The organism is Nonomuraea sp. NPDC049480, assembly GCF_044465905.1.
Lineage (GTDB): Bacteria > Actinomycetota > Actinomycetes > Streptosporangiales > Streptosporangiaceae > Nonomuraea.
In genome coordinates, this window is the sequence record NZ_JBITMD010000017.1 from 26,698 (window position 1) to 47,179 (window position 20,482).

Sequence of the window (20,482 nt, forward strand, 5' to 3'; positions counted from 1 at the left end):
CGCGGCATCCCACTTTTCTCCCGCAGGAGGGACGCACGTGACGGTTCCGCGCACGGGAGGGCGAATCCTCCGCCTGTTCGCGCCGCACCGCAGGGCCGTGTGCCTGGTCGTGCCGCTGGTCGCGGTCCACTCCGCGCTCCACGCGGCCGTCCCCCTGCTGGCGGGGCTGGTCTTCGACCGCGCCCTGTTCGGCCCGGGCGGACCCGACCTGGGGCTGCTCGCCGCCATCGCGGGCGTGGCCGGCGGCGTGGCCGCGACGGCGGCGGGCGTCGACCTCGCACAGACCTGGCTGGCGGCCCGCGTGGCCGAGCGGGTCGTGCACGGGCTGCGCGGCGACCTGTTCCGGCACCTGCAGCGGATGCCGCTCGGCTTCTTCGCCGCGGCCAGGGGCGGCGAGATCCAGTCGCGCCTGGTCAACGACACCGACCGCATCGAGGACACGGTCAAGGACGGCGTTCCGGCGGTGCTCGGCAGCGCGCTGGTGCTGGTGTTCGCGCTCGGCGCCATGGTCGCGCTCTCTCCGCCCCTGGCCGTCGTGGCCGTCGCGCTGCTGCCCGGCGCCTTGTGGGTGGCCGCACGGTCCGGGCGTGCGCTGAGACGGCTCGCCGCCACCGGCCAGCAGGTACGCGCCGAGCTGTCCTCCATCAGCGCCGAACGCCTCTCGCTCGGCGGCGTCACCCTGGCCCGCGTACACGGCCGGGCCGACGACGAGGCGGCCAGGTTCGGCGCCGAGAGCCGGCGGCTGGCCGGCCTGGGCGTGCGCTCCAGCGTGGTCGCCGAGTCCGTGCTCGCCGCGGGCCAGGTGTTCCTCGTGCTGACCCCGTACGTCGTGTACGTGGCGGCCGGGCTGACCGGCGGCCTCACGCCCGGCGAGCTCGTCGCCTTCGCCGCCCTTCAGGCCAGGGTCTACCAGCCGCTCTGGCAGATCCTGGACTTCGCCACCGGCTTCCAGGCCGCGCGGGCGGCGTTCGAGCGGGTGTTCCACCACCTCGACCTGCCGGTTTCCCCGCCCGCTCCGGCCGGGATCCCGGGGGAGGGCGCGTACGCCGGGGTCCGGCTGGCGGGCGCCGGCTACTCGCACGACGAGGACCGCTCCCGCTGGGCCCTGCGCGACGTCACCCTCGAGCTCCCGCCCGGCTCCGCCACGCTGGTCGTCGGCCCGAGCGGCTCGGGGAAGACGACCCTGGGCCGCCTGCTCGCCGGCCTGCACCCGCCCACCGAGGGAACGGTCGCCACCGGCCCCGGCCCCGTCTGCCTGGTGCCGCAGGAGCCCTTCCTCTTCCACGGCTCGGTCGCCGGCAACCTCCGCTACGCCGCCCCCGGCGCCGCGCTCGACGACCTCGTACGAGCCTGCCGGATCACCCGCGTGCACGATCGCGTGGCGGCGCTGCCCGGTGGCTACGACGCCGTGGTCGGTGAGCGCGGCGCCCTCCTGTCCGGCGGCGAACGGCAGCGCATCGCGCTCGCCCGGGGCCTGCTGAGCGCCGCTCCCGTGCTCGTCCTCGACGAGGCCACCTCCGCCCTCGACCCGTCGGCCGAGCTCGACGTGGTCCACGCGGTCCTGGGGGCGCGCGCCGGGCTGACCACCGTGATGATCAGCCACCGCCTCGGCGTCGCCGCCGCCTTCGACACGGTCGTGGTCCTCGACGGCGGCCGGATCGCCGAGCAGGGTGCCCCGGACGAGCTCCTCACCAGGCCGGACGGGCAGTACGCGGGTCTGGCCCGCGCCGCCTTCCAGCCTGCCCACCCGATCGGCGCCCGCCGCTCACCCGTCCGCACATCATCCGCATAGTCGTATTTCCGCCAGCACGTCGGTCCGGCTGGACAGGTCGGCCCGCTTTCCGCCAGCACGTCGGTCCGGCTGGACAGGTCGGCCCGCCCGAACCCGCCGGACGGACGCGGCTTGGGGTTCCATCGGATCGCCGCCCGGCCTCGGCCGGCGTGCGACGACGCTACGCCGATGTCCGTTCTCCATAGGTGAACACAGAGAACCGAAGGCGCTCGGGCGGCGAAGACGACAGGGCGGCGGGGCCGGCGGGACCCGGCGGAGGGCCGTGGTGCGGTGCGGCGGCGCGAGATCGGGCCGTCGGCGGACCCGAGTGCCCGTGCCCGGGACCGCCGGTGCGCCGGGCGACGTATGACGGAGTGCCGCCAGTGCCGGGGTCAGGCGAGGGGGCGTGGGGCCGGGAGGCGGAGGCGGTCGACGGCTTCGCGGCGGGTGCGTTCCGGGCGGCGGTCGTAGCGGGCCGTCGTGGCCGGGGAGGAGTGGCCGACCAGGGCCTGGGCGGTCGCCAGGTCCACGCCCGCGTCCAGGAGCTCGCCGATGAACGTACGGCGGAAGTCGTGGGCGGTGCGGCGGGCCGCGCCTGCCGCGCCGAGCCGCCGCGCCAGGATGTCGGCGATGCCCTGCCCGGTCAGCCCCACCGGCCGGCCGTCGCGCACCCTCACCCGCCCGAACCTGCTGATCGGGCTGAACAGCGCCCCGGGGGCGGCCCCGCGCACCGCCAGCCACCGCTCCACCAGCCCGATCGCGTCGGTCGTCAGGTAGACCATGCGTTCCTTGTCCCGCTTGCCGCGCACCCGCAGCGACCGGGCCCCCGGATCGTAGTCGGCCAGCGTCAGCCCGCCGAGCTCGGCCCGCCGGCATCCCGTCGAATACAGCACGGCGATCAGCGCCGCGTCCCGCACCCCGGCCGGCGAGTCGTCGCAGGCGGACAGGGCCGCGCCCACCACCTCCGGCGGCACGTGGTGGCCGGAGGGCAGCCGGCTCTGCCGTACGGGAGCCAGGTCGGAGGCGCGGGCGAAGTCCTCGGCGCTGGTCTGCCCCAGCCGCCACGCCTCCTTCAGCACCCTCCGCAACGCCACCAGGTGCTTGTTGACGTACGCCGCCGACCACCCCTGGCCGGTGAGCATCGTACGGATGCGCACGGTGTGCTCGTACCGCAGCAGATGCCACGGCTGCCCCGCGCCCGTAGCGGTCTCGTCGTCGGTGAGCAGGCGGGCCAGCCGGTCGAGGCAGCCGCGCATGGTGCGGCGCGACTCCGGGCTGGTGAGCGAGTCGAGATAGACGTGGTACGGGTCGCGCGCCGGTTCGACCGGCGGCACCCCCGGATCGGTCACGGCAGGCAGGCTCACGTGGACGATCTTAGAAGGGTTCGGCGAGTTCGCCCAGCCGGCCGGTCGGCTTCTCCGAGCAGCCGACCGGCACGGTGATCAGCGGCACCGTGATCACCGGCACCACGTCGTGACGCGCCGGTCGACGGCCGCGGCGGCCCGCCGGGACGTGGGAAACGCCGTCATCCGAGGCGTGACACCCCGTCGAGGAGCCGGTCCACGTCGGAGCGGTCGTTGTAGTGGACCAGCCCGGCGCGCACCGCTCCGCCCGTGTCGCGGATGCCGAGCGCGCCGGTCAGCTCCCAGGCGTAGTTGTGGCCGTTCCAGACGTTGACGCGGAGCCCGGCCAGGTGCTCGGCGACCTGGCGCGGAGTGTGCCCGGCCACGTTGAAGTAGGCGGTGGCGGTGCGCCTGGCCGGCTTGCCGTACACGGTGACGTTCGGCAGCGTCTCCAGCCCTTCCAGCAGCACTCTGAACAGCTCCAGCTCGTGCTGCTCGGCCGCCGCCATCGAGGCGAGCAGGCGTTCGCGGCGGCTGCCGGTGCCGGGGAGCATGGTCGCCAGGTGGTCCACGGCCGCCGTCACCCCCTCCAGGTCGGCGAACGCCGCAGTGCCCGTCTCGAACCGCTGCGGCACCGTGTCCGGTGACGATGCCAGTTTGTCCGGCCTGATGGTCTCCAGCAGCGCCGGGTCGGCCACGACCGCGCCGATGTGCGGGCCGGACCACTTGTACGCGCTGGTGGCGTAGAAGTCGGCGCCCAGCGCGCGCATGTCCACCGGGCCGTGCGCGGTGGCGTGCACCCCGTCCACGTACATGAGCGCGCCCGCCTGGTGCGCCAGCGCGGCGATCGCGGGCACGTCGGGGCGGGTGCCGAGGACGTTGCCGGCCGCCGTCACCGCCACGACCCTGGTCCGTTCGTTGATCAGGCCGGAGTACTGCTCGATCGGCAACTCCCCGGTCACCGGGTCCACCTCGGCCCAGCGGACGGTGGCGCCGGTCTGGGTCCAGGGGCGGACGTTCGCGTCGTGGTCGAGCCTGGAGACCACCACCTCGTCGCCGGGGCCGGCGATCGCCCTCGACAGGCGGTAGGTGAGGGTGGTCATGTTCGGGCCGAGGATCACGCCGTCCGGGTGGCCGCCGACCAGGTCGGCCACGGCCGCGCGGCAGGCGGCCACGATCGCGTCGGAGCGGTGGCTGGCGGGGAACGCGCCGCCCACGTTGCCGATCCCGCTGCGGTAGGCGTCGGAGATGGCGTCGATGACCGATCGGGGGGTCTGGGTTCCGGCCGCGCCGTCGAGGTAGGCGTAGCCGTCGGTCAGTGCGGGATAGCAGGCACGCACCGAATTGATGGGGAAAGGCATGATAGGTAAATGCTCACCCTCCGCGACCTCAACCGTGCCACCTTGGCCCGCCAGCACCTGCTCGAACGCCACAAGGGGGACGTCGCGGATGTCGTGCACCGGCTGGCGGGGCTGCAGGCGCAGGAGCCGCGGCCCCCGTACCTCGGGGTGTGGTCGCGGCTGGCGGCATTCGAGCGTGATCATCTGCACGCGGCGCTGCACGCGGGCACGATCGTGCGCGCCACCATGTGGCGGGCCACGCTGCACCTGGTGACGGCCGCGGACTTCGCCGCGTTCCGGCCGCTGCTGGCGCCCATGCTGGCCGCCGCCGCACGCCGCTTCCCCGGGATCGACTTCGACGCGGTCACGGCCGCCGCCGACCGGCTGCTCGCCGGCGGTCCGCTCACCTTCAACGAGCTGCGGCCCCGGCTCCAGCAGGAATTCCCCGACGCGTACGACCGGGCGCTCGGGTACGCCGTGCGCATGCTGACGCCTCTGGTCATGGAGCCGGCCGAGGACCGGTGGAGCTTCCCGCGCGACCCGGCGTTCGGGTTGCCCAGCATCGACCTGGACCCCGCGCCCCGGCCGGAGCCGCTCGTCGAGCGGTACCTGGCCGCGTTCGGCCCGGCCACCCCCGCCGACGTGCAGACCTGGTCGGGGCTGGGCGGTCTGCGGCGCGTCATGGCGGCCATGGACCTGGAGCGGCTCGCCGGTCCCGGCGGGGCGGAGTTGTTCGACCTGCCGGACGCGCCCCGGCCGGGCGGTGACGTGCCCGCGCCTGTGCGCTTCCTGCCCGACTTCGACACACTCGTCCTCGGCCACGCCGACCGTACCCGCGTGCTGGCCGACGAGCACAAACGCCTGGTCAGCACCAAGAACCTGCGGATCAGGGCCGTCTACCTGGTGGACGGGTTCGCGGCCGGCATCTGGCAGATCAAGCGCTCGGGCAAGAAGGCGAAGCTGCTGCTCAGCCCCTTCCGCGCCACCCCGTTGGAGGCGCTGGAGGAGGAGGGGCTACGGTTGCTGACGTTCGCCGAGCCCGAGGCCGCCTCGTTCGCTCTTGAAGTGGCGGACGGAGTCTGATTGGTTCGGTGCGGAGGTGTCACCATGTCGCAGCTTTCCGCCCTGGATGCACAGTTCCTCCATTTCGAGACCGCCACGAACGTCGCCAACATCGCCGGCCTCGCCGTGCTCGACGGCGATCTCAACCGCACCGACCTGCAGAACCTCCTCGAACAGCGGCTCCCGTACGTGCCCGCCATGCGGCGCAAGCTCGCCCAGGTCCCGCTCGGGCTCGACCACCCGTACTGGGTGCAGGAGGACGATCTCGACCTCGACTACCACGTACGCGAGATCGGCCTGCCGCCGCCCGGTGACGACCGGCAGCTCGCCGAGCAGATCTCCCGCCTGCACGCCCGCCGCCTCGACCGCGCCCGCCCGCTGTGGGAGATCTACCTGATCCACGGCCTGTCCGGCGGCCGCATGGGTCTCTACACCAAGATCCATCACGCGGCCGTGGACGGGATCGGCGGCGCCGACGTGCTGGCCGCGCTGCTCGACATCAGCCCCGAGCCCGCGCCGCCGCCCGCGGTCGCGCCCGAGCGCGACGAGCCGCCGCCCGGGACCGCGGAGATGGTGGTGCGCGGGCTGGCCAGGCTGGCGCTCAACCCCGCCCACGCCGTGCGGTTCGCCGCCAGGGCGGTGCCGCACCTGGACGAGATCCCCGTCGTGTCCCGGATCCCGGGCAGCCACCTCGTCTCCGGGGTCGCCCGCAAACTGGCCGGCACCGGTCACGCGCCGGAGCTGCCGACGCTGCCCGCGCCCAAGACCCCCTTCAGCGGCCCTGTGTCGCAGCACCGGCGCTTCGCGTTCGTGTCGCTGCCGCTGGAGGAGATCAAGCAGGTGCGCAAGGCGTTCGGGGTCACGGTCAACGACGTCGTCATGGCCGTGTGCGCGGGCGCGCTGCGCAGGTGGCTGGCCGCGCACGGCGGCGTGCCGCGCCAGCCGCTGGTGGCGGGGGTGCCGTTCTCGCTGCGGGAGGCCGGCGTGGAGGGGCGCGGCAACCAGGTGGCGATCATGACGGCGCCGCTGGCCGTGCACGTCGACGACCCCGTCGCCCGGCTGCACCAGGTGCGGCGGGCCATGCATCGGATCAAGGACAGGTTCTCGCTGGCACCGGCGCGGTGGCTGCGCGAGTTCAGCGAGTCCATGCCGGCCGCGCTCATGGGGCTGGCGTCGAGGTCGGCGTTCGCCCTGGTGGGGGAGACCGTCCCGCCTATCAACGTCATCGTCTCGAACGTGCCGGGACCCCAGTTCCCGCTGTACGTGTGCGGCAGGCGGCTGCTCACCCACTACCCGGTCTCCGTGATCACGGACATGAGCGGCGGTGTGAACATCACCGCCTTCTCGTACGACGGCTCACTCGACATCGGCGTCGTCACCGACCGGCGGATGGTCCCCGACGCCTGGGAGCTGACCGGGCACCTGCGTGACGCCCTGGAGGAACTGCGCAACGCGGAATCAACCTTGCCGCATTGACTCCTAAGCTGGGCGCATGATCCTTAGCCGCCGGGTGCTCAACCGCACCGCGCTCGACCGCCAGCTGTTGCTGAGCCGCGCCGCCGTGACGCCTGCCGAGGCCATCTCGCGCCTGGTCGCGGTGCAGGGTCAGGAGATCGACGCGCCGTACATCGGGCTGTGGTCGCGCCTGGCCGCCTTCACCCAGGACGACTTGGCCGCGCTGCTGCACGGCAAGCAGGTGGTACGCGGATCGCTGCTGCGCGGGACCCAGCACCTGACACTGGCTGAGGACTACGTGTGGATCCGGCCCCTGGTGCAGGTGATACTCAACCGGACCCGGCAGGCGGCCTTCGGGCGGCTGATGCGCGACGTGGACCTGGGGGAGTTCGCCAAGCTGGCGCGCGAGCACCTGGCCGGGCGCACGCTCACCCGTCCCCAGTTGCGGGACCTGCTGCGGGGGCGGTGGCCCGAGGTCGATGGGACGGCGCTCGGCTTCTCGGCGCAGGCGTTGCTGCCGATCGTGCACACGCCGCCGAACGGGATCTGGGGGACCGGCGGGGCCACGCCGTTCACGCTGGCCGAGGAGTGGCTGGGGCGGTCACTGGAGGACTCGCCCTCCGTCGAGCGGCTGGTGGTGCGGTATCTGGCCGCTTTCGGGCCGGCGAGCGTGATGGACGTCCAGATGTGGTCCGGGCTGACGCGGTTGCGGCCGGTCCTGGAGGGGATGGGCTTTCTACGCAAATATCAGGACACCGAGGGCCGCGTCCTCTACGACCTGCCCGATGCCCCGCTCGCCGCGGAGGACGTGCCCGCGCCCGTACGCTTCCTGCCCTGGTTCGACAACCTCGTGGTCGCGTACGCCGACCGCAGCCGGTTGATGACCGCAGAGCAGCGTAAGGAGGTGTGCGTGGGCGCGGTCATCTACCCCACCTTCCTCGTCGACGGAACTGTCGGTGGCATGTGGGACCTTAAGAACGGTGTGCTGACGGTCGAGCCCTTCCATCCTCTGCCCGACGGCGTGATGGACGAGCTGGCCGCCGAGGGGGCGCGCCTGACGGCCTTCGCCGGTGCCGAGGAAGGGAGCATCACATGGCTACCGCCCAGGAGCTCTACGACGACCTGGTCGTCGAGCAGCTCGCCAGAGCCGAGGTGAGCATGGGGCGCATGTTCCACGCGGAGGGCCTCAAGGTCGGCGGGAAGGTGTATGCGTTCTTCTCCGCCTCCCGCGACCGGGTCGTGCTCAAGCTGCCGGCGGCGCGCGCGGGGGAGCTGGTGAAGGACGGCACGGCCGAGGTGATGCGGATGGGTGCGCGGCAGATGCGGGAATGGGTGTCGTTGCGGGAGCCGGACGAGGGGGTGTGGCGGCGGCTGATGGGGGAGGCGGCCGACTACGTCGAGAGCCTGGGCCGCTGACTCGGCCGTCGCCGCCATGCCGCGGCCGGAGCAGGCCCGCTCCGACGGCGGGCTCAGCGGCGGACGCGGGGGGCTCAGCGGCGGGCGTGCTCGCCGATGGCCGGCTCGAGCAGGTCGAAGACGTGCCGGGCGGCCTCGGTGAGCGCGGCTGCGATCGTGTCGTCGCTCTCACCTGCCAGGGTGCGGCTTTGCAGCTCGCGGAAGAGCAACCGGTCCGCCGCCGCGAGCTGCGCGGCCACGGCGCGTGCGGTGAGCTGGTGGTCCTGGGCGTCCGGAGGGGTGGGGGAGCCGGCCGGTTCCGCCGCGAGCCGGTCGGCCAGGGCGGCTTCGCGCTGGTCATGGAGGTCGCGGAGGCGCGCGACCAGGGTCGGGCTGTCGGCGATCATCCTGGCGAAGTCCCGCCCCGTGAAGCCGATGACCGGATCGCGACGCTCCACCGCCGACAAGTACGCCCGCCGCACCGCCCCCAGCGCCGATTCGCCCGGCGCCCGCCCCGCGACCGTCTCGGCCAGGCCCGCCACAAAGGTCTGGTGGTGATCGAGTGCCAAATCCTCCTTTCTGGGGAAGTAGTTGGTCACAGTCATCTTCGCGACCCGGGCCGCGGCGGCGATGTCGGCAATCGTGGTCCGGTCGAAGCCACGTTCCAGGAACAGTTGGGTAGCGTGGTCGGAGATGGCCTGCCTGGTCTCTCGCTTCTTCTGTTCCCTCAACCCCAAGGTGTCGATGCTCATACGCCACAGTCTTCCACAAATTTTTAGGTCCGACCTCATTTTAGGTTGACCCTGTCTGGATCCTGACCTAAAGTTAGGCGCGACCTAAGTTTGTGCGTCCGCCAACGCGAGCGAGGAGAGAGTTTTGTCCGAAGCAGCAGAGGTTCTCGAGCTGGACGACGACATCGCCGGCGGCGGCTCGGCCGTCGGCGCCGACTCGGTCAGGGCGTACCTCAAGGAGATCGGCCGCGTGCCGCTGCTGACCGCCGAGCAGGAGATCGACCTGGCCAAACGCATCGAGGCAGGGCTGTTCGCCAGGGAACGACTGGAAACCGAGCCGGAGCTGCCCGCTCAGCTGCGGGCCGACCTGGAGTGGATCGCCGACGACGGCATCCGCGCCAAGCGCCGCATGCTGGAGGCCAACCTGCGGCTGGTCGTCTCCATCGCCAAGCGTTACACCGGCCGCGGCATGCTCTTCCTGGACCTGATCCAGGAGGGCAACATGGGCCTGATCCGGACGATCGAGAAGTTCGACTACCGGCTCGGCTTCAAGTTCTCCACGTACGCGACCTGGTGGATCAAGCAGGCCATCACCAGGGCCATGGCAGACCAGGCCCGGACGATCCGCATCCCCGTGCACATGGTGGAACTGATCAACAAGGTGGCGCGGGTGCAGCGGCGCCTGCAGAGCGACCTCGGGCGCGAGCCCACCCCCGAGGAGATCGCCGTCGAGACCGAGCTCGAGGTCGACCGGGTGATCGAGGTCCAGGGCTACGGCCGTGAGCCGATCTCCCTCAGCACGCCGCTGGGTGAGGAGGGCGACAGCGAGTTCGGCGACCTCATCGAGGACACCGAGGCCGTCTCCCCGGCCGACGCCGTCTCGTTCACCCTGCTCCAGCAGCAGCTGCGCGTCCTGCTCGACCAGCTCTCCGAGCGGGAGGCCGGCGTGATCAGCCTGCGGTACGGCCTGGCCGACGGCAAGCCGCGGACCCTCGACGAGATCGGCAAGGTCTACGGCGTCACCCGCGAGCGGATCAGGCAGATCGAGGCCAAGACGATGTCCAAACTCCGTCATCCGTCCCGGTCGCTGGCACTGCGCGAATATCTCAGCTAGCCGCGCCGATTGCCGGGAGTTCGCCGGAGGTGCCGTACACATGATCTCGTGGGAGCGACGGCACCTTTCTGGGCCGGAATTTCCGCCGGCCGGGAGAAAGGCTGCGCAAAAGGCGACTCAAGAATGTCGCATTGGGCCTATGACCGGCATGGCGGCTGGCCTAGATTCCCAACCGTGAAACGCACCCGTTCCAGCCTCGTCCACCAGGTGACGTACGCGATCAAGAATCCGCGGAAGATCATCCCCCACCTGCGGCGGCTGGCTCGCGACACGTGGTTCAGGCTGCGTACGCGCGACCACGTCGCCTACTACCGCGCCGTCATGAAGTCCGACACCGCCCGCGATCCCGAGGGCGCGGTCGGCTCGCACACGCACAAGCGGTGGCTGGCGCTCGGCCGCATGCAGTTCGACTACCTCGTCGAGCACGGGCTCAAGCCGGAATGCCGCATGCTGGAAATCGGCTGCGGCAATCTGCGCGCCGGTCATTTGTTCATCGACTACCTGCACACCGGCAACTACTACGGAATCGACATCTCGCCCGACATCCTCATGGCGGCGCAGGACACGATCGTCCAGCAGGGCCTGCGGGACAAAATGCCGTATCTGACCCCGGTCCGCGACCTGCGTTTCGCGTTCCTGCCCGACCGGCATTTCGACGTCGTGCACGCCCACAGCGTCTTCTCGCATTCACCACTGCACGTCATCGAGGAGTGCTTCGCGCACGTGGGCCGCGTCATGAAGCCGAACGGCTGGTTCGACTTCACCTTCGACCGGACCGAGGGCAAGGAGCACCAGGTGCTGCGGGAGGACTTCTACTACCGGACCGAGACGCTCGTGGCGCTGGCGGAGAGGCACGGGTTCACGGCGACGTTCATGGAGGACTGGGAGCGGCTGCCGCACAAGCAGTCGAAGATGCGCCTCACCAAGAACGCCCCCGCCTAGCCCCTGACGACCGGTGCGGTCGCCGGGCGGATAATGGACTGCGGGCGGCCGGGACCCGGCTCTATGGTTGGGGCGTGAGAGACGTACGCTCGCTGCCCAAGGCCCACCTGCACGTTCACCTGGAGAGCACCGTACGACCGGAGACCGTGCGCGACCTGGGCGGGGCACGCGAGCCCGAGGGCGTGTTCGGCAGCTTCAGGGAGTTCGCGGACCAGCGGGCGAGGGTGCGGGAGCTGCTGCGGACGCCCGAGCACTTCAGGCGGATCGCGGCGGAGTTCTGCGCGGACGAGGCCGCCCAGGGCACCCGCTACGTCGAGGTCATGTTCACCGCGGCCTCCCACGGCGAGCGCCTGGGAGCGCCGGAGATGCCGTTGGAGGCGGTGCTGGAGGGGCTGGCCGAGGGCGGGGCCAGGCACGGGATCGAGTGCCGGGTGCTGCTCGACCACTCCAGGCGGCGGCCGGTCGAGCGGCTGTGGCGCACGTTCAAGCTGGCCACCCGCTACGAGGCCGTGATCGGCATGGGGCTGGCCGGCGACGAGGCCTATCCTCTCGCGCCGTTCGCCGAGGTGTGCGACGCGGCCAGGGACGAGGGGCTGCGCCTGGTGCACCACGCGGGGGAGACCGCTGGGGCGGCCAGCATCCGGGAAGCGCTCGACCTGGGACATGCGGAGCGGCTCGGGCACGGCATCCGGGTGCTCGACGACGACGCGCTGGTGGCGGAGGTACGCGAGCGCGGGATCCCGCTGGAGGTCTGCCCCACCTCCAACGTCCTGCTCGGGCTCGTCCCCTCGCCGTCCGCCCACCCGCTGCCGCGGTTGCGGGCCGCCGGGCTGGTGGTCACGATCAACACGGACGGGGAGACGGCGCTGGCCGACGAGTACGCCCGGCTGCGCGATGTCTTCGGGTACGACGACCGCGACCTGGCCGACCTGGCCCGGGCCTCGATCGACGCGTCCTTCGCCGCCGAGCCGCTCAAAGCGCGCCTCCGGGGTGAGGTGGATGCCTGGCTCGGTGAGCGGTGACACGCCGTCGGACTCCCGCCGATGAAGCGGGCGGGCGTCGCGGCGGCCACGTTCGCCGATCCCGTGGACGATTACCTGGCCGGGGCGGGCGGCCGGTTCAGCAGGGACGACGTGGAGCTGGGCTACCGTGCGACCCTCGCGCTGACCGGGGCGGGCCGGGTCCACTGGATGTTGTCACGTGGGATGCGACCGCCCGACGGCTACGAGGAATTCATCCTGTCATGCGCAGATGCCGTACATAAATCGTGATGAATGGCCGTGGTGAGTGATGTGGGCCGTACCTCATGCTTGTGGGGTGGACTCATCGACGGCACACGCGGATGACAGACTTTCCCAGCGGGTGGCCCTCGCCGGACTCGCCGGAGGAATCCTGCCGTTCGTCCAGTTCGCATGGATGCTTCTCATCCTGGCTTCGATCGACGACATATCGCCCGGTCAGCTGGCGGACGCCTGGGAGTCGAGGCACTGGGCCGTGCTCGTCTTCGCCTGGCCGCTGCTGCACCTCTTCCGCGTCCGCCCGGCCTGGCCCGTCGCCCTCGCGGCCCCGCTTTTCGTCATCCCCGTCTGGGTTCTCGTCGGCGAGCTGGTGGGCCCGGCCATCGTGATGACCGGCGTGTTCGCGTACCCGTTCGCCGTCCTGGTGACCGCGCCCCGGCTCTCCTGGTGGTGGCGCTCCGTGGTGCTGGCCCTGTACCTCGTGCTCTGCGTCTTCCTGGCCTTCGTCCCGGGGTCGGCGCTCAACCCCGGCATGGTCTAGATCGCGCGGCCGCGTCGCGGCCACTGCCGGTACCGCCGCGGACGGGCAGCGGGCGCTCGCCGAGCGGTTCGTGGCCGCGATAGCGCGGGCGACGAGGACGGGGTCCGCTCTACGTGTGAGCCACCCGGATCACCGCCGCGCCGAGCGGCGCCAGCTCCACCCGCCCGGACACCTCCCGGCCGGTGAGCAGGTCGGTCCCCTCCCCGCCCACGGGGACGGACGCGCTCAGCTCGCCGCTGTGGTTGAGCAGGAACACGTACTCGTGCGCGTCGTCGCCCCGCACCGCGCACTCCACATGAGCGGGGACATCCGCGAACCGCGACCGCACGCCCGCCGACGCGACGGTCTCCGCCACGAGGGCGTCGAACGCGGCCTGCTCCAGCAACGTCGCGACGTACACGACACGACCGGCGCCGTACCGGTTCTCGACGACGGCGGCCCGCCCCTCCAGCAGCCCGTCGCCGTACGTCGCCAGGGCCGTCCCCGCCTCCAGGTGGAGATCCTCCCGCCACCACGCCGACGTCGCGCGACGCCCGTCGGCGAACTCGATCGCGAACTCCTCGTGCGGCCGCGCCGGCCAGTACTCGTCGATCTTCGCGCCGATGAGCTCACGGAACGCCCCCGGGTACCCGTCGGGGCGCACCCGGTTGTTCCCGTCGACCACGCCGGAGAAGAACGACATGAACACCGTCCCGCCGTTCCGCGCGAACTCGGTGATCCGCCGCACCCCCTCGTCGTCGACCAGGTACGCGTTCGGCACCACCAGCACCTTGTACCCGTCCAGCGACGAGCCGCAGGACACGACGTCCACGGCGTGGTGCCGCTCCCACAGCGGCGTGTAGTGCCGCATCACCGTGTCCGTATAGCTGAAGTCGTTGCGCGGCAGCCCGGCCGTCTCCTCCAGCCCCCACCAGCCGTCCCAGTCGAACAGGATCGCGATCTCCGACCGCGACGTCGTGCCCGCCGTCGGCGCCAGCAGCTTCAGCTCCCGCCCCAGGTCGGTGATCTCCCGGAAGGTACGCGAGTCCGGCCCGGAGTGCGGCAGCATCGCCGAGTGGAAACGCTCCTGCCCGCCCTGGCTGGCCCGCCACTGGAAGAACATCACCGAGTCCGCCCCGCGGGCCATCGCCGCCAGCGAGCCGAGCCGCATCCGCCCCGGCTCCTTGACGACGTTGAGCTTCCACTGGCTGACCGCGCTGGCTGCCTGCTCCATCAGCAGCCACGGCCGCCCGCCCTTGAGCGAGCGGAACAGGTCGTAGTTGAACGCCGCCGACACGTGCGAGTCGCCCTCGGCCGGGTTGGGGTAGATGTCCAGCGCGGCCGCGTCCTCCTCGGCCGCCCACCTCCAGTAGTCGGCGTGACGGAAGAACCGCATGAAGTTGGTCATGACCGGGATGTCGTCGCGGAACGAGCGGACGATGTCCCGCTCGGCGATGTAACACTCCAGCAGCGCGTCGGAGGTGAAGCGCTTGAAGTCGAGCCGGCGGGTGGGGTTCATCCAGGTGCGGGGGATGTGCGGCACGTCGATCTGGTCCCAGTCGGTGTAGATCTGGCCCCAGAAGCGGGTGGTCCACGCCTCGTTCAGGGCGTCGAGGTCGCCGTACCTGCGGCGCAGCCAGCGGCGGAAGTTGACCGAAGCGGCCTCGTTGTACGCCGTCGGCCCGTACTCGTTGCTGATGTGCCACATCGCCAGCGCCGGATGGAACGAATACCGCTCGGCCAGCTTGGTCGTGATGTTGGCCGCGTATTCGCGGTAGATCGGCGACGACGGGTCGTAGTGCAGCCGGTTCCCGAACCCGAACGGCTGCCCGTCGTCCCTGATGGGGAACACCTCGGGATGCAGGTGGGTGAGCCACACCGGCGGCGCCGCCGTGGGTGTGGCCAGGTTGACGCTGATGCCGTTCTCGTGGAGGAGATCCATGATCTCGTCCATCCAGCCGAACCGGTACTTGCCCGGCTCCGGCTCCAGCGACGCCCACGCGAAGACCCCGAGCGAGACGGTGTTGACACCGGCCTGGCGCATGAGGCGCACATCCTCCCGCCAGACGGCGGGATCCCACTGCTCGGGGTTGTAGTCGCCGCCGTAGGCCAAGCCGCCTACGCGGTTCCTGAACGCGTCCATACGGGTCATGTCAATTCTCCTGTGTCAGTTCCACGGACACGGCGGTGAGCCGCCGCTCGGCGCCGGTGATCCAGCGACATGTCCGCCGGCAGTTCCTCGGCCCGCCGCGCTCGCTTTCGGCGCCCTCCGGAGTCGGCTGCTCAACAGGTGCAGGCATACACCCTCGTTCGCTGGGAGGGACGGGGAGATCAGGTCGGAAAGTTTCCGGTCGGCTTTCCGAAACGTTACCGTGACATTGCCGAAGCGTTACGCTAGGCTGCGGGTCGCGGAACTGTCAACAGTTCCCGACGATCAGCAGCAAACCGCCAGTCATCCCAGCTCAGATGGGCTATCTGGGGTCACGACATTTTTCCGGAAAGTTGTCATCCGCCGGTGTCGGCCTGATGGCGGCACCGAGGCAACGGGAGGTCCTGTGCGCCGAGCCACGCTCGCCGACGTCGCGGCGGCCGCCGGAGTGTCGGTGCCCACGGTTTCCAAGGTCCTGAGCGGCAAGAAACACGTCTCCGCCGCCACCAGGGACAAGGTGCTCAAGGCGGTCCGCGCCTTCGGGTACGAAGCCCCGCGCCCGCCGAGCACGCCCCGGGTCGGCCTGGTCGACCTGCTCATCGACGGGCTCGGCTCGCCATGGGCGCAGGTCCTCATCAGGGGCGCGGAGAAGGCGGCGGCCCGGTGGGGGTTCTCGCTCGTCGTGACGTCGTCGGCGCGGCCCGACTTCGACCTCCGCCGCTGGATCGGGATCATGCGCAAGCGCGGCACCGACGGGATCGTGCTGGTGCTGTCCCGGGCCAACTCCGAGGAGATCACGGCCATCGGGGAGTTGCTGCACGTCCCCCTGGTGTTGCTCGACCCGGTCGGGCAGCGCGACCCGCGCATGTCCACCGTCGGGGCCACGAACTGGTCCGGCGGCGTCATGGCCACCACCCACCTGCTCGAGCTGGGCCACACCCGGGTCGGCTTCATAGGCGGGCCGCTCGACGTCCAGTGCACGCTCGACCGTTACGAGGGCTACCTGGCCGCGCACCGCACGTTCGGCATCGAGTCCGACCCCGAGCTGACCCGCTACGGCGACTTCCTGGTCTCCGGCGGCAAGCGGCACGGCGCCGAGCTGCTCGACCGCGACGACCCGCCCACCGCGATCTTCGCGGGGTCCGACCTGCAGGCCGCGGGCGTCTACCAGGCGGCGGCCGAGCGCGGCCTGCGCGTTCCGGACGACCTGTCCGTGGTGGGGTTCGACGACTCGCCGCTGTGCGAGACGTTGTCGCCGCCGCTCACCACCGTGCGCCAGCCGCTCGACGACATGGCGAACGAGGCGGTGCGGCTCATCTCCGAGGAGCTGACCCATCCGAGGGGGCCCGCCGGCACGCGCATCGAGCTCGCCACGACGCTGATCGTCCGCGCCAGCACGGACCCGGTCACCTGACCCGCCCCGGCCGCTCAGCGATCAGGCATGCCGTACCGGTTCCCGGTGGGGGAGCGGACCGGCCAGGTGGCGGAGTTCCAGCCGCCGGGCAGCGGCTCGACCGACTCCACGAGGATCTTCCGCGCGCCCGGCACTGAGCGCAGCCGGTCACGCGTCGGCGTCGAGTCCGCGCACCGGGCCTTCTGGTGCGAGTACGGCACCATGAACGGCCTGGTCGTCGACAACAACCAGCCCACCGGCACCTGGTGGCTGTACAAGTGGTACGGCGACATGGCCGGGAACATGGTCGCCACCTCCTCGACCACGCAGACCGGCCTGGACGGCTTCGCCGCCTACGACCCCACCCGCAGGATCGTCAACGTGGTGTTCGGCAACGAGTCCGGCACCAACACCGTCAACCTCACCGGCCTCGGCGCGCTCGGCTCCAGCGTCCGCGTCACGCTCACGTCCACCCCGTCCAGCGGCCGCTTCACCGCGGTCACCGCGCCGGCCACGATCTCCTCGACGACCCGGACGGTCAGCGGCGGGCAGCTCAGCGTGTCGGTGCCCGGCATGAGCGCCACCAGCGCCTACCAGTTGCTCGTCGAACCGGTCAGCGGAGTGCCGTCCTACCAGCAGCGCTATGAGGCCGAGAACGCCTCGGTGTTTCCGCGCCCAGCGGCTCGGCGCTTCCAGCGCGTCGGGCGGCGGCTACGTGGGGCGGATCGACAACTCCGGCACTCCGCGCACCGACAGCTACGCCGACTTCGTGGTGAACGTGCCCACCGCGCGGGCGTACACGATGACCATCGGCTACGCCAACGGCACCGGCGCCACCTCCACCCAGGGCCTGGCCTGCAACGGCGGACCCTGGACCACGGTCAGCTACCCGCCGACCGCGGCCTGGGGGCAGTTCGGGGCCACGATCAGCACCACGGTCAATCTCCGGGCCGGATACAACGTGATCCGGCTGGCCAAGGGCTCTCCGTACTTCGCGGGCGGCACCGGATACGCCGAACTGGACTACATCCAGCTCACCTGACAGTGGCCGGCGGGCCGTCCGGGAATGGTCCCGTACGGCCCGCAGGCGCGATGGCGCGGGGAATGGACGTGGCGGCCGGGGCGTTCCAAACCTCGAACTCCGGACTGTGAACCGGCCTTTACCCCACGAGGTAGATCTTTGCCCGGTTTATAGGGTTTCGTTTGCTTTTGTCCGGTTTGAGGGTTAATGTCTTACCTATGTCCGGCGAGTGACCTGTGCCTTCACCTTCCGAAGGACGACTCGACCGGAGTCAGAACCCCCGGTTTCCCCGGATTCTGTAGCGCTCCGCGTAGTGCCCGTATGGCGATGATGCCCGGCTACGTCCGAAAGCGAGCGCGTTGTTCGTTGTCCCCTAACAAAGGACTGGCTTGACCTTGTCTGCTCGCATACGTTCTTTCGCCCTGCTCGCCGCCGCCACCCTCGGCGCCCTCACCATCGGCTCGGCCGCGGCCCACGCGGACTCCGGCGCGGAGAAGAGGGTCATGCTCCAGGGCTCCACGACCGCGTCCTACTTCTGGGACGACTCCTCCGGCCGCGCCGGCGACACCGGCCTGCCCGCCGCGGGCAAGCCCATGCAGAAGGGCCTGGCCGCGAGCCCCAGCTGGCCGCTCATGACCGAGGGCTACGTCGTCTACGAGGGCAAGAAGCTGCCCTTCTTCGTGGGCGACCGCGGCCCCGGCGACCCCTCCAGCCAAGGCGTCATGCTGGACCTGGACGCCAAGACCTTCGCCGAGCTGACCGGCGGCACGTTCAACCCCGACACCCTGGGCGTGGACGGCGTCGGCGGCGAGGGCCACATCAAGATCAACTACGTCATCACCAAGTGGGGCGACGGCATCGGCAAGAAGAACTACCCGGTCGCCTTCTCCACCGGTGCCTGGTCCGAGAAGGACTCCAGCCCGGCCGCGTCGCGGCAGATCAAGGCCCTGCCGGTGAAGAACCAGGCCGGCTGACAACCGCGAGCAGGTCCGTCCACGAGGAGGGCGTCCCCACTGGGGGCGCCCTCTTCGCCTGTATCGTTACAAAACCGATCGACAGGAAGGACGGTCATGACGGAGGTCCCCCGGCCGCTCTATCGCGACCCCATGCACGACGGCGCCACCGATCCCACCGTGATCTGGAACCGTGCCGAACGCGCGTGGTGGCTCGTCTACACCAGCAGGCGCGCGACGGCGCCCGACCGCCGGGACGTCGGCTGGGTCCACGGCACCGACCTGGGCGTGGCCTCCTCCGCGGACGGCGGCGTGACCTGGCTGTACCGGGGGACGATCGACGGGCTCGGCACCGAATGGGGACGGCACACGTACTGGGCGCCGGAGATCGTCGACGACGGCTCCACGTACCACATGTACGTCAGCGTCATCCGCGGCGTCCCCGGCGCCTGGCACCCCCACGAGCGCCATATCCGCCACTACACCAGCCCCGACCTCGTCCGCTGGACGTACCGCTCCACGCTCGCCCTGTCCTCCCCGTACGTGATCGACGCCTGCGTGGCGGCGCTGCCGGGCGGTGGCTACCGGCTCTGGTACAAGGACGAGGCCGACGACTCCCATACCTGGGCCGCCGACAGCCCGGACCTCTACACCTGGCAGGTCAAGGGGCCGGCGGTGACGATCTCCGCCCACGAGGGGCCGAACGTGTTCGCCCTCGGCGGCCGGCACTGGATGATCGTGGACGAATGGCACGGCCAGCGTGTGCTCAGATCCGACGACCTGGAGACCTGGCAGCCCCTGGGCCTCATCCTCGACGAGCCGGGCAGCGGTGAGCACGACGGAGGGTGCGGCCACCACGCGGACGTGGTGGTGACGGGGGAGGAGGCGCTGGCCTTCTATTTCACCCACCTCGACGGGCCGGGCGGCGGGCGGCGGTCGGCCGTGCACGCCGCCCGCCTGCGGGTCCGCGGGGACGAGCTGACCTGCGATCGTGACGAGAAGCTCACCGGGCCGATCTTGCCCGTTGAAGGTCCGGTAACACATCCTTGACACTCGGTGGTTTGTATCGATACAACTTATCGATACAAACCGGCGAAGGGATGGAAAGCCGACATGGCGCAGCATACCGGGGCAACCCGTACGCCTGACGGCGCGAACGGGCCCGAGCGCGCGGCCGGTGAGCCGCCGTCGCCGACGGGCCGCCTCCTGGCCGATCCCGCCCTGGTCGTGGCGGACGGGCGCTACTACCTTTATCCGACGACCGACGGCCACCCCGGCTGGGATTCGACGAGCTTCTCGGCGTACTCCTCGGCCGACCTCGTCGGCTGGCGGGACGAGGGCGTGGTCCTCCGGCTCGGCGTGGACGTGAAATGGGCGGCCCGCCACGCCTGGGCCCCGGCGATCGCCGAGCGGGACGGCGCCTTCTACCTCTACTTCACCGCCGAGCAGAGCATCGGCGTGGCCCGCGCGGACGCCCCGACCGGTCCCTTCGAGGACCTGGGGCGGCCGCTGGTCGCGGCGGGCGGCTTCCCCGGCGTCGCCATCGACCCGTCGGTGTTCACCGATGACGACGGCGTGACCTACCTCTACTGGGGCAACGGCGTCGCCCACGGCGTCCCGCTCAACGACGACCTCATGTCCTTCGATCCAGAACGGGTCGTCTCCTGGGTGCCGACGGGCTTCCGGGAGGCGGCGACGGTCCACCGGCACCACGACCGCTACTACCTGTCGTGGTCCGAGAACGACACGCGCGAGCCCGACTACCGCGTCAGGTACGCCGTCGGCCCCGGCCCGCTCGGGCCCTGGCAGGACCGCGGCGTCCTGCTGGAGAAGCGCCCCGAGCGCGGCATCCTCGGCACCGGCCACCACGCGATCCTCCGCGCGCCGGACGGCGACCGCTGGATCATCGCCTACCACCGCTTCGCCATCCCCGGCGGAGACGGATTCCACCGAGAGATCATGTTCGACTGGCTCGTTCACCGTCCCGACGGCGATCTCGAACCGGTCACCCCCGCGCGGACACACATCCGCGTGCCCATCCCCCCACGGTAAAAC

The 20,482-nt window shown here is 71.1% G+C and carries 20 protein-coding genes and 1 pseudogene; 15 read left to right on the forward strand and 6 right to left on the reverse strand.

Going from position 1 to position 20,482, the window contains the following annotated elements; translation table 11 throughout:
- Nucleotides 1-37 precede the first annotated feature (37 nt).
- Complete coding sequence (locus ACIBX3_RS38150) at nucleotides 38-1,792, forward strand: ABC transporter ATP-binding protein (protein ID WP_397125404.1); 1,755 nt, start codon at nucleotides 38-40, stop codon at nucleotides 1,790-1,792.
- A 371-nt stretch (nucleotides 1,793-2,163) separates the two neighbouring features.
- Here the strand turns inward: ACIBX3_RS38150 and ACIBX3_RS38155 are convergent, their stop codons facing one another.
- Nucleotides 2,164-3,135, reverse strand: a complete 972-nt coding sequence (locus ACIBX3_RS38155; protein WP_397125405.1) for a tyrosine-type recombinase/integrase — start codon at nucleotides 3,133-3,135, stop codon at nucleotides 2,164-2,166.
- Between the two features lie 161 nt (nucleotides 3,136-3,296).
- The gene (locus ACIBX3_RS38160) at nucleotides 3,297-4,475 is read right to left on the reverse strand and encodes a cysteine desulfurase-like protein (protein WP_397125406.1); all 1,179 of its coding nucleotides are present in this window, start codon (nucleotides 4,473-4,475) and stop codon (nucleotides 3,297-3,299) included.
- Nucleotides 4,476-4,484: 9 nt separating this feature from the next.
- Here ACIBX3_RS38160 and ACIBX3_RS38165 point away from each other — a divergent pair, with 9 nt between their 5' ends.
- The 4 genes from ACIBX3_RS38165 to ACIBX3_RS38180 are packed head-to-tail and all read left to right on the forward strand — an operon-like array spanning nucleotide 4,485 to nucleotide 8,387.
- The gene (locus ACIBX3_RS38165) at nucleotides 4,485-5,537 is read left to right on the forward strand and encodes a winged helix DNA-binding domain-containing protein (protein WP_397125407.1); all 1,053 of its coding nucleotides are present in this window, start codon (nucleotides 4,485-4,487) and stop codon (nucleotides 5,535-5,537) included.
- A 24-nt stretch (nucleotides 5,538-5,561) separates the two neighbouring features.
- A complete protein-coding gene (locus tag ACIBX3_RS38170; protein WP_397125408.1) occupies nucleotides 5,562-6,992 on the forward strand; it encodes a wax ester/triacylglycerol synthase family O-acyltransferase in 1,431 nt (476 codons plus the stop codon).
- Between the two features lie 16 nt (nucleotides 6,993-7,008).
- Nucleotides 7,009-8,127, forward strand: a complete 1,119-nt coding sequence (locus ACIBX3_RS38175) for a winged helix DNA-binding domain-containing protein (protein ID WP_397125409.1) — start codon at nucleotides 7,009-7,011, stop codon at nucleotides 8,125-8,127.
- A complete protein-coding gene (locus ACIBX3_RS38180) occupies nucleotides 8,064-8,387 on the forward strand; it encodes a hypothetical protein (RefSeq protein WP_397125410.1) in 324 nt (107 codons plus the stop codon). The genes ACIBX3_RS38175 and ACIBX3_RS38180 overlap by 64 nt, the downstream gene beginning before the upstream one ends.
- A gap of 74 nt (nucleotides 8,388-8,461) precedes the next feature.
- Here the strand turns inward: ACIBX3_RS38180 and ACIBX3_RS38185 are convergent, their stop codons facing one another.
- On the reverse strand, nucleotides 8,462-9,118 hold the full coding sequence (locus ACIBX3_RS38185; RefSeq protein WP_397125411.1) for a TetR/AcrR family transcriptional regulator: 657 nt from the start codon (nucleotides 9,116-9,118) through the stop codon (nucleotides 8,462-8,464).
- A 142-nt stretch (nucleotides 9,119-9,260) separates the two neighbouring features.
- Between ACIBX3_RS38185 and ACIBX3_RS38190 the strand changes: the two are divergent.
- The 5 genes and pseudogenes from ACIBX3_RS38190 to ACIBX3_RS38210 all read left to right on the forward strand — a co-directional run.
- Nucleotides 9,261-10,211, forward strand: a pseudogene (locus ACIBX3_RS38190) (RNA polymerase sigma factor); the annotation flags it as partial.
- A gap of 174 nt (nucleotides 10,212-10,385) precedes the next feature.
- Nucleotides 10,386-11,153: a class I SAM-dependent DNA methyltransferase gene (locus ACIBX3_RS38195; protein ID WP_397125412.1), complete on the forward strand. Its 768-nt coding sequence runs from the start codon at nucleotides 10,386-10,388 to the stop codon at nucleotides 11,151-11,153.
- 74 nt (nucleotides 11,154-11,227) lie between these two features.
- Nucleotides 11,228-12,175 (forward strand): adenosine deaminase, encoded by a 948-nt coding sequence (gene add, locus ACIBX3_RS38200; RefSeq protein ID WP_397125413.1) that lies wholly within the window; start codon nucleotides 11,228-11,230, stop codon nucleotides 12,173-12,175.
- A gap of 21 nt (nucleotides 12,176-12,196) precedes the next feature.
- Nucleotides 12,197-12,424, forward strand: a complete 228-nt coding sequence (locus tag ACIBX3_RS38205) for a hypothetical protein (protein ID WP_397125414.1) — start codon at nucleotides 12,197-12,199, stop codon at nucleotides 12,422-12,424.
- Nucleotides 12,425-12,470: 46 nt separating this feature from the next.
- On the forward strand, nucleotides 12,471-12,932 hold the full coding sequence (locus ACIBX3_RS38210) for a hypothetical protein (protein ID WP_397125415.1): 462 nt from the start codon (nucleotides 12,471-12,473) through the stop codon (nucleotides 12,930-12,932).
- Nucleotides 12,933-13,041: 109 nt separating this feature from the next.
- Here the strand turns inward: ACIBX3_RS38210 and ACIBX3_RS38215 are convergent, their stop codons facing one another.
- Nucleotides 13,042-15,063 (reverse strand): beta-galactosidase, encoded by a 2,022-nt coding sequence (locus tag ACIBX3_RS38215; RefSeq protein WP_397125416.1) that lies wholly within the window; start codon nucleotides 15,061-15,063, stop codon nucleotides 13,042-13,044.
- Nucleotides 15,064-15,466: 403 nt separating this feature from the next.
- Between ACIBX3_RS38215 and ACIBX3_RS38220 the strand changes: the two genes are divergently transcribed.
- Nucleotides 15,467-16,474, forward strand: coding sequence for a LacI family DNA-binding transcriptional regulator (locus ACIBX3_RS38220; RefSeq protein ID WP_397125417.1), 1,008 nt, complete (start codon nucleotides 15,467-15,469; stop codon nucleotides 16,472-16,474).
- A gap of 14 nt (nucleotides 16,475-16,488) precedes the next feature.
- Here ACIBX3_RS38220 and ACIBX3_RS38225 read toward each other — a convergent pair whose 3' ends face one another.
- Together ACIBX3_RS38225 and ACIBX3_RS38230 are read right to left on the reverse strand one after the other, a co-directional pair.
- A complete protein-coding gene (locus tag ACIBX3_RS38225) occupies nucleotides 16,489-16,758 on the reverse strand; it encodes a hypothetical protein (RefSeq protein ID WP_397125418.1) in 270 nt (89 codons plus the stop codon).
- A 48-nt stretch (nucleotides 16,759-16,806) separates the two neighbouring features.
- Nucleotides 16,807-17,028 carry a hypothetical protein gene (locus ACIBX3_RS38230; protein ID WP_397125419.1) on the reverse strand — a complete coding sequence of 74 codons (222 nt, stop codon included), beginning with the start codon at nucleotides 17,026-17,028 and terminating at the stop codon, nucleotides 16,807-16,809.
- A 68-nt stretch (nucleotides 17,029-17,096) separates the two neighbouring features.
- Between ACIBX3_RS38230 and ACIBX3_RS38235 the strand changes: the two genes are divergently transcribed.
- The 4 genes from ACIBX3_RS38235 (at nucleotide 17,097) to ACIBX3_RS38250 (ending at nucleotide 20,479) form a co-directional block, all read left to right on the forward strand.
- A complete protein-coding gene (locus ACIBX3_RS38235; protein WP_397125420.1) occupies nucleotides 17,097-17,495 on the forward strand; it encodes a hypothetical protein in 399 nt (132 codons plus the stop codon).
- A gap of 374 nt (nucleotides 17,496-17,869) precedes the next feature.
- Nucleotides 17,870-18,448: a hypothetical protein gene (locus ACIBX3_RS38240; protein WP_397125421.1), complete on the forward strand. Its 579-nt coding sequence runs from the start codon at nucleotides 17,870-17,872 to the stop codon at nucleotides 18,446-18,448.
- Between the two features lie 96 nt (nucleotides 18,449-18,544).
- Nucleotides 18,545-19,477 carry a hypothetical protein gene (locus ACIBX3_RS38245; RefSeq protein ID WP_397125422.1) on the forward strand — a complete coding sequence of 311 codons (933 nt, stop codon included), beginning with the start codon at nucleotides 18,545-18,547 and terminating at the stop codon, nucleotides 19,475-19,477.
- Between the two features lie 63 nt (nucleotides 19,478-19,540).
- Nucleotides 19,541-20,479, forward strand: a complete 939-nt coding sequence (locus ACIBX3_RS38250; protein WP_397125423.1) for a family 43 glycosylhydrolase — start codon at nucleotides 19,541-19,543, stop codon at nucleotides 20,477-20,479.
- Nucleotides 20,480-20,482: the final 3 nt, after the last annotated feature.

Coding starts and splice junctions, on each gene's coding strand:
- ACIBX3_RS38160 (WP_397125406.1), bottom strand. CDS start 4,475: ATGCCTTTCCCCATCAATTCGGTGCGTGCCTGCTATCCCGCACTGACC.
- ACIBX3_RS38165 (WP_397125407.1), top strand. CDS start 4,485: ATGCTCACCCTCCGCGACCTCAACCGTGCCACCTTGGCCCGCCAGCAC.
- ACIBX3_RS38170 (WP_397125408.1), top strand. CDS start 5,562: ATGTCGCAGCTTTCCGCCCTGGATGCACAGTTCCTCCATTTCGAGACC.
- ACIBX3_RS38175 (WP_397125409.1), top strand. CDS start 7,009: ATGATCCTTAGCCGCCGGGTGCTCAACCGCACCGCGCTCGACCGCCAG.
- ACIBX3_RS38180 (WP_397125410.1), top strand. CDS start 8,064: ATGGCTACCGCCCAGGAGCTCTACGACGACCTGGTCGTCGAGCAGCTC.
- ACIBX3_RS38185 (WP_397125411.1), bottom strand. CDS start 9,118: ATGAGCATCGACACCTTGGGGTTGAGGGAACAGAAGAAGCGAGAGACC.
- ACIBX3_RS38205 (WP_397125414.1), top strand. CDS start 12,197: ATGAAGCGGGCGGGCGTCGCGGCGGCCACGTTCGCCGATCCCGTGGAC.
- ACIBX3_RS38215 (WP_397125416.1), bottom strand. CDS start 15,063: ATGACCCGTATGGACGCGTTCAGGAACCGCGTAGGCGGCTTGGCCTAC.
- ACIBX3_RS38225 (WP_397125418.1), bottom strand. CDS start 16,758: ATGTTCCCGGCCATGTCGCCGTACCACTTGTACAGCCACCAGGTGCCG.
- ACIBX3_RS38230 (WP_397125419.1), bottom strand. CDS start 17,028: ATGCCGGGCACCGACACGCTGAGCTGCCCGCCGCTGACCGTCCGGGTC.
- ACIBX3_RS38235 (WP_397125420.1), top strand. CDS start 17,097: ATGAGGCCGAGAACGCCTCGGTGTTTCCGCGCCCAGCGGCTCGGCGCT.
- ACIBX3_RS38245 (WP_397125422.1), top strand. CDS start 18,545: ATGACGGAGGTCCCCCGGCCGCTCTATCGCGACCCCATGCACGACGGC.
- ACIBX3_RS38250 (WP_397125423.1), top strand. CDS start 19,541: ATGGCGCAGCATACCGGGGCAACCCGTACGCCTGACGGCGCGAACGGG.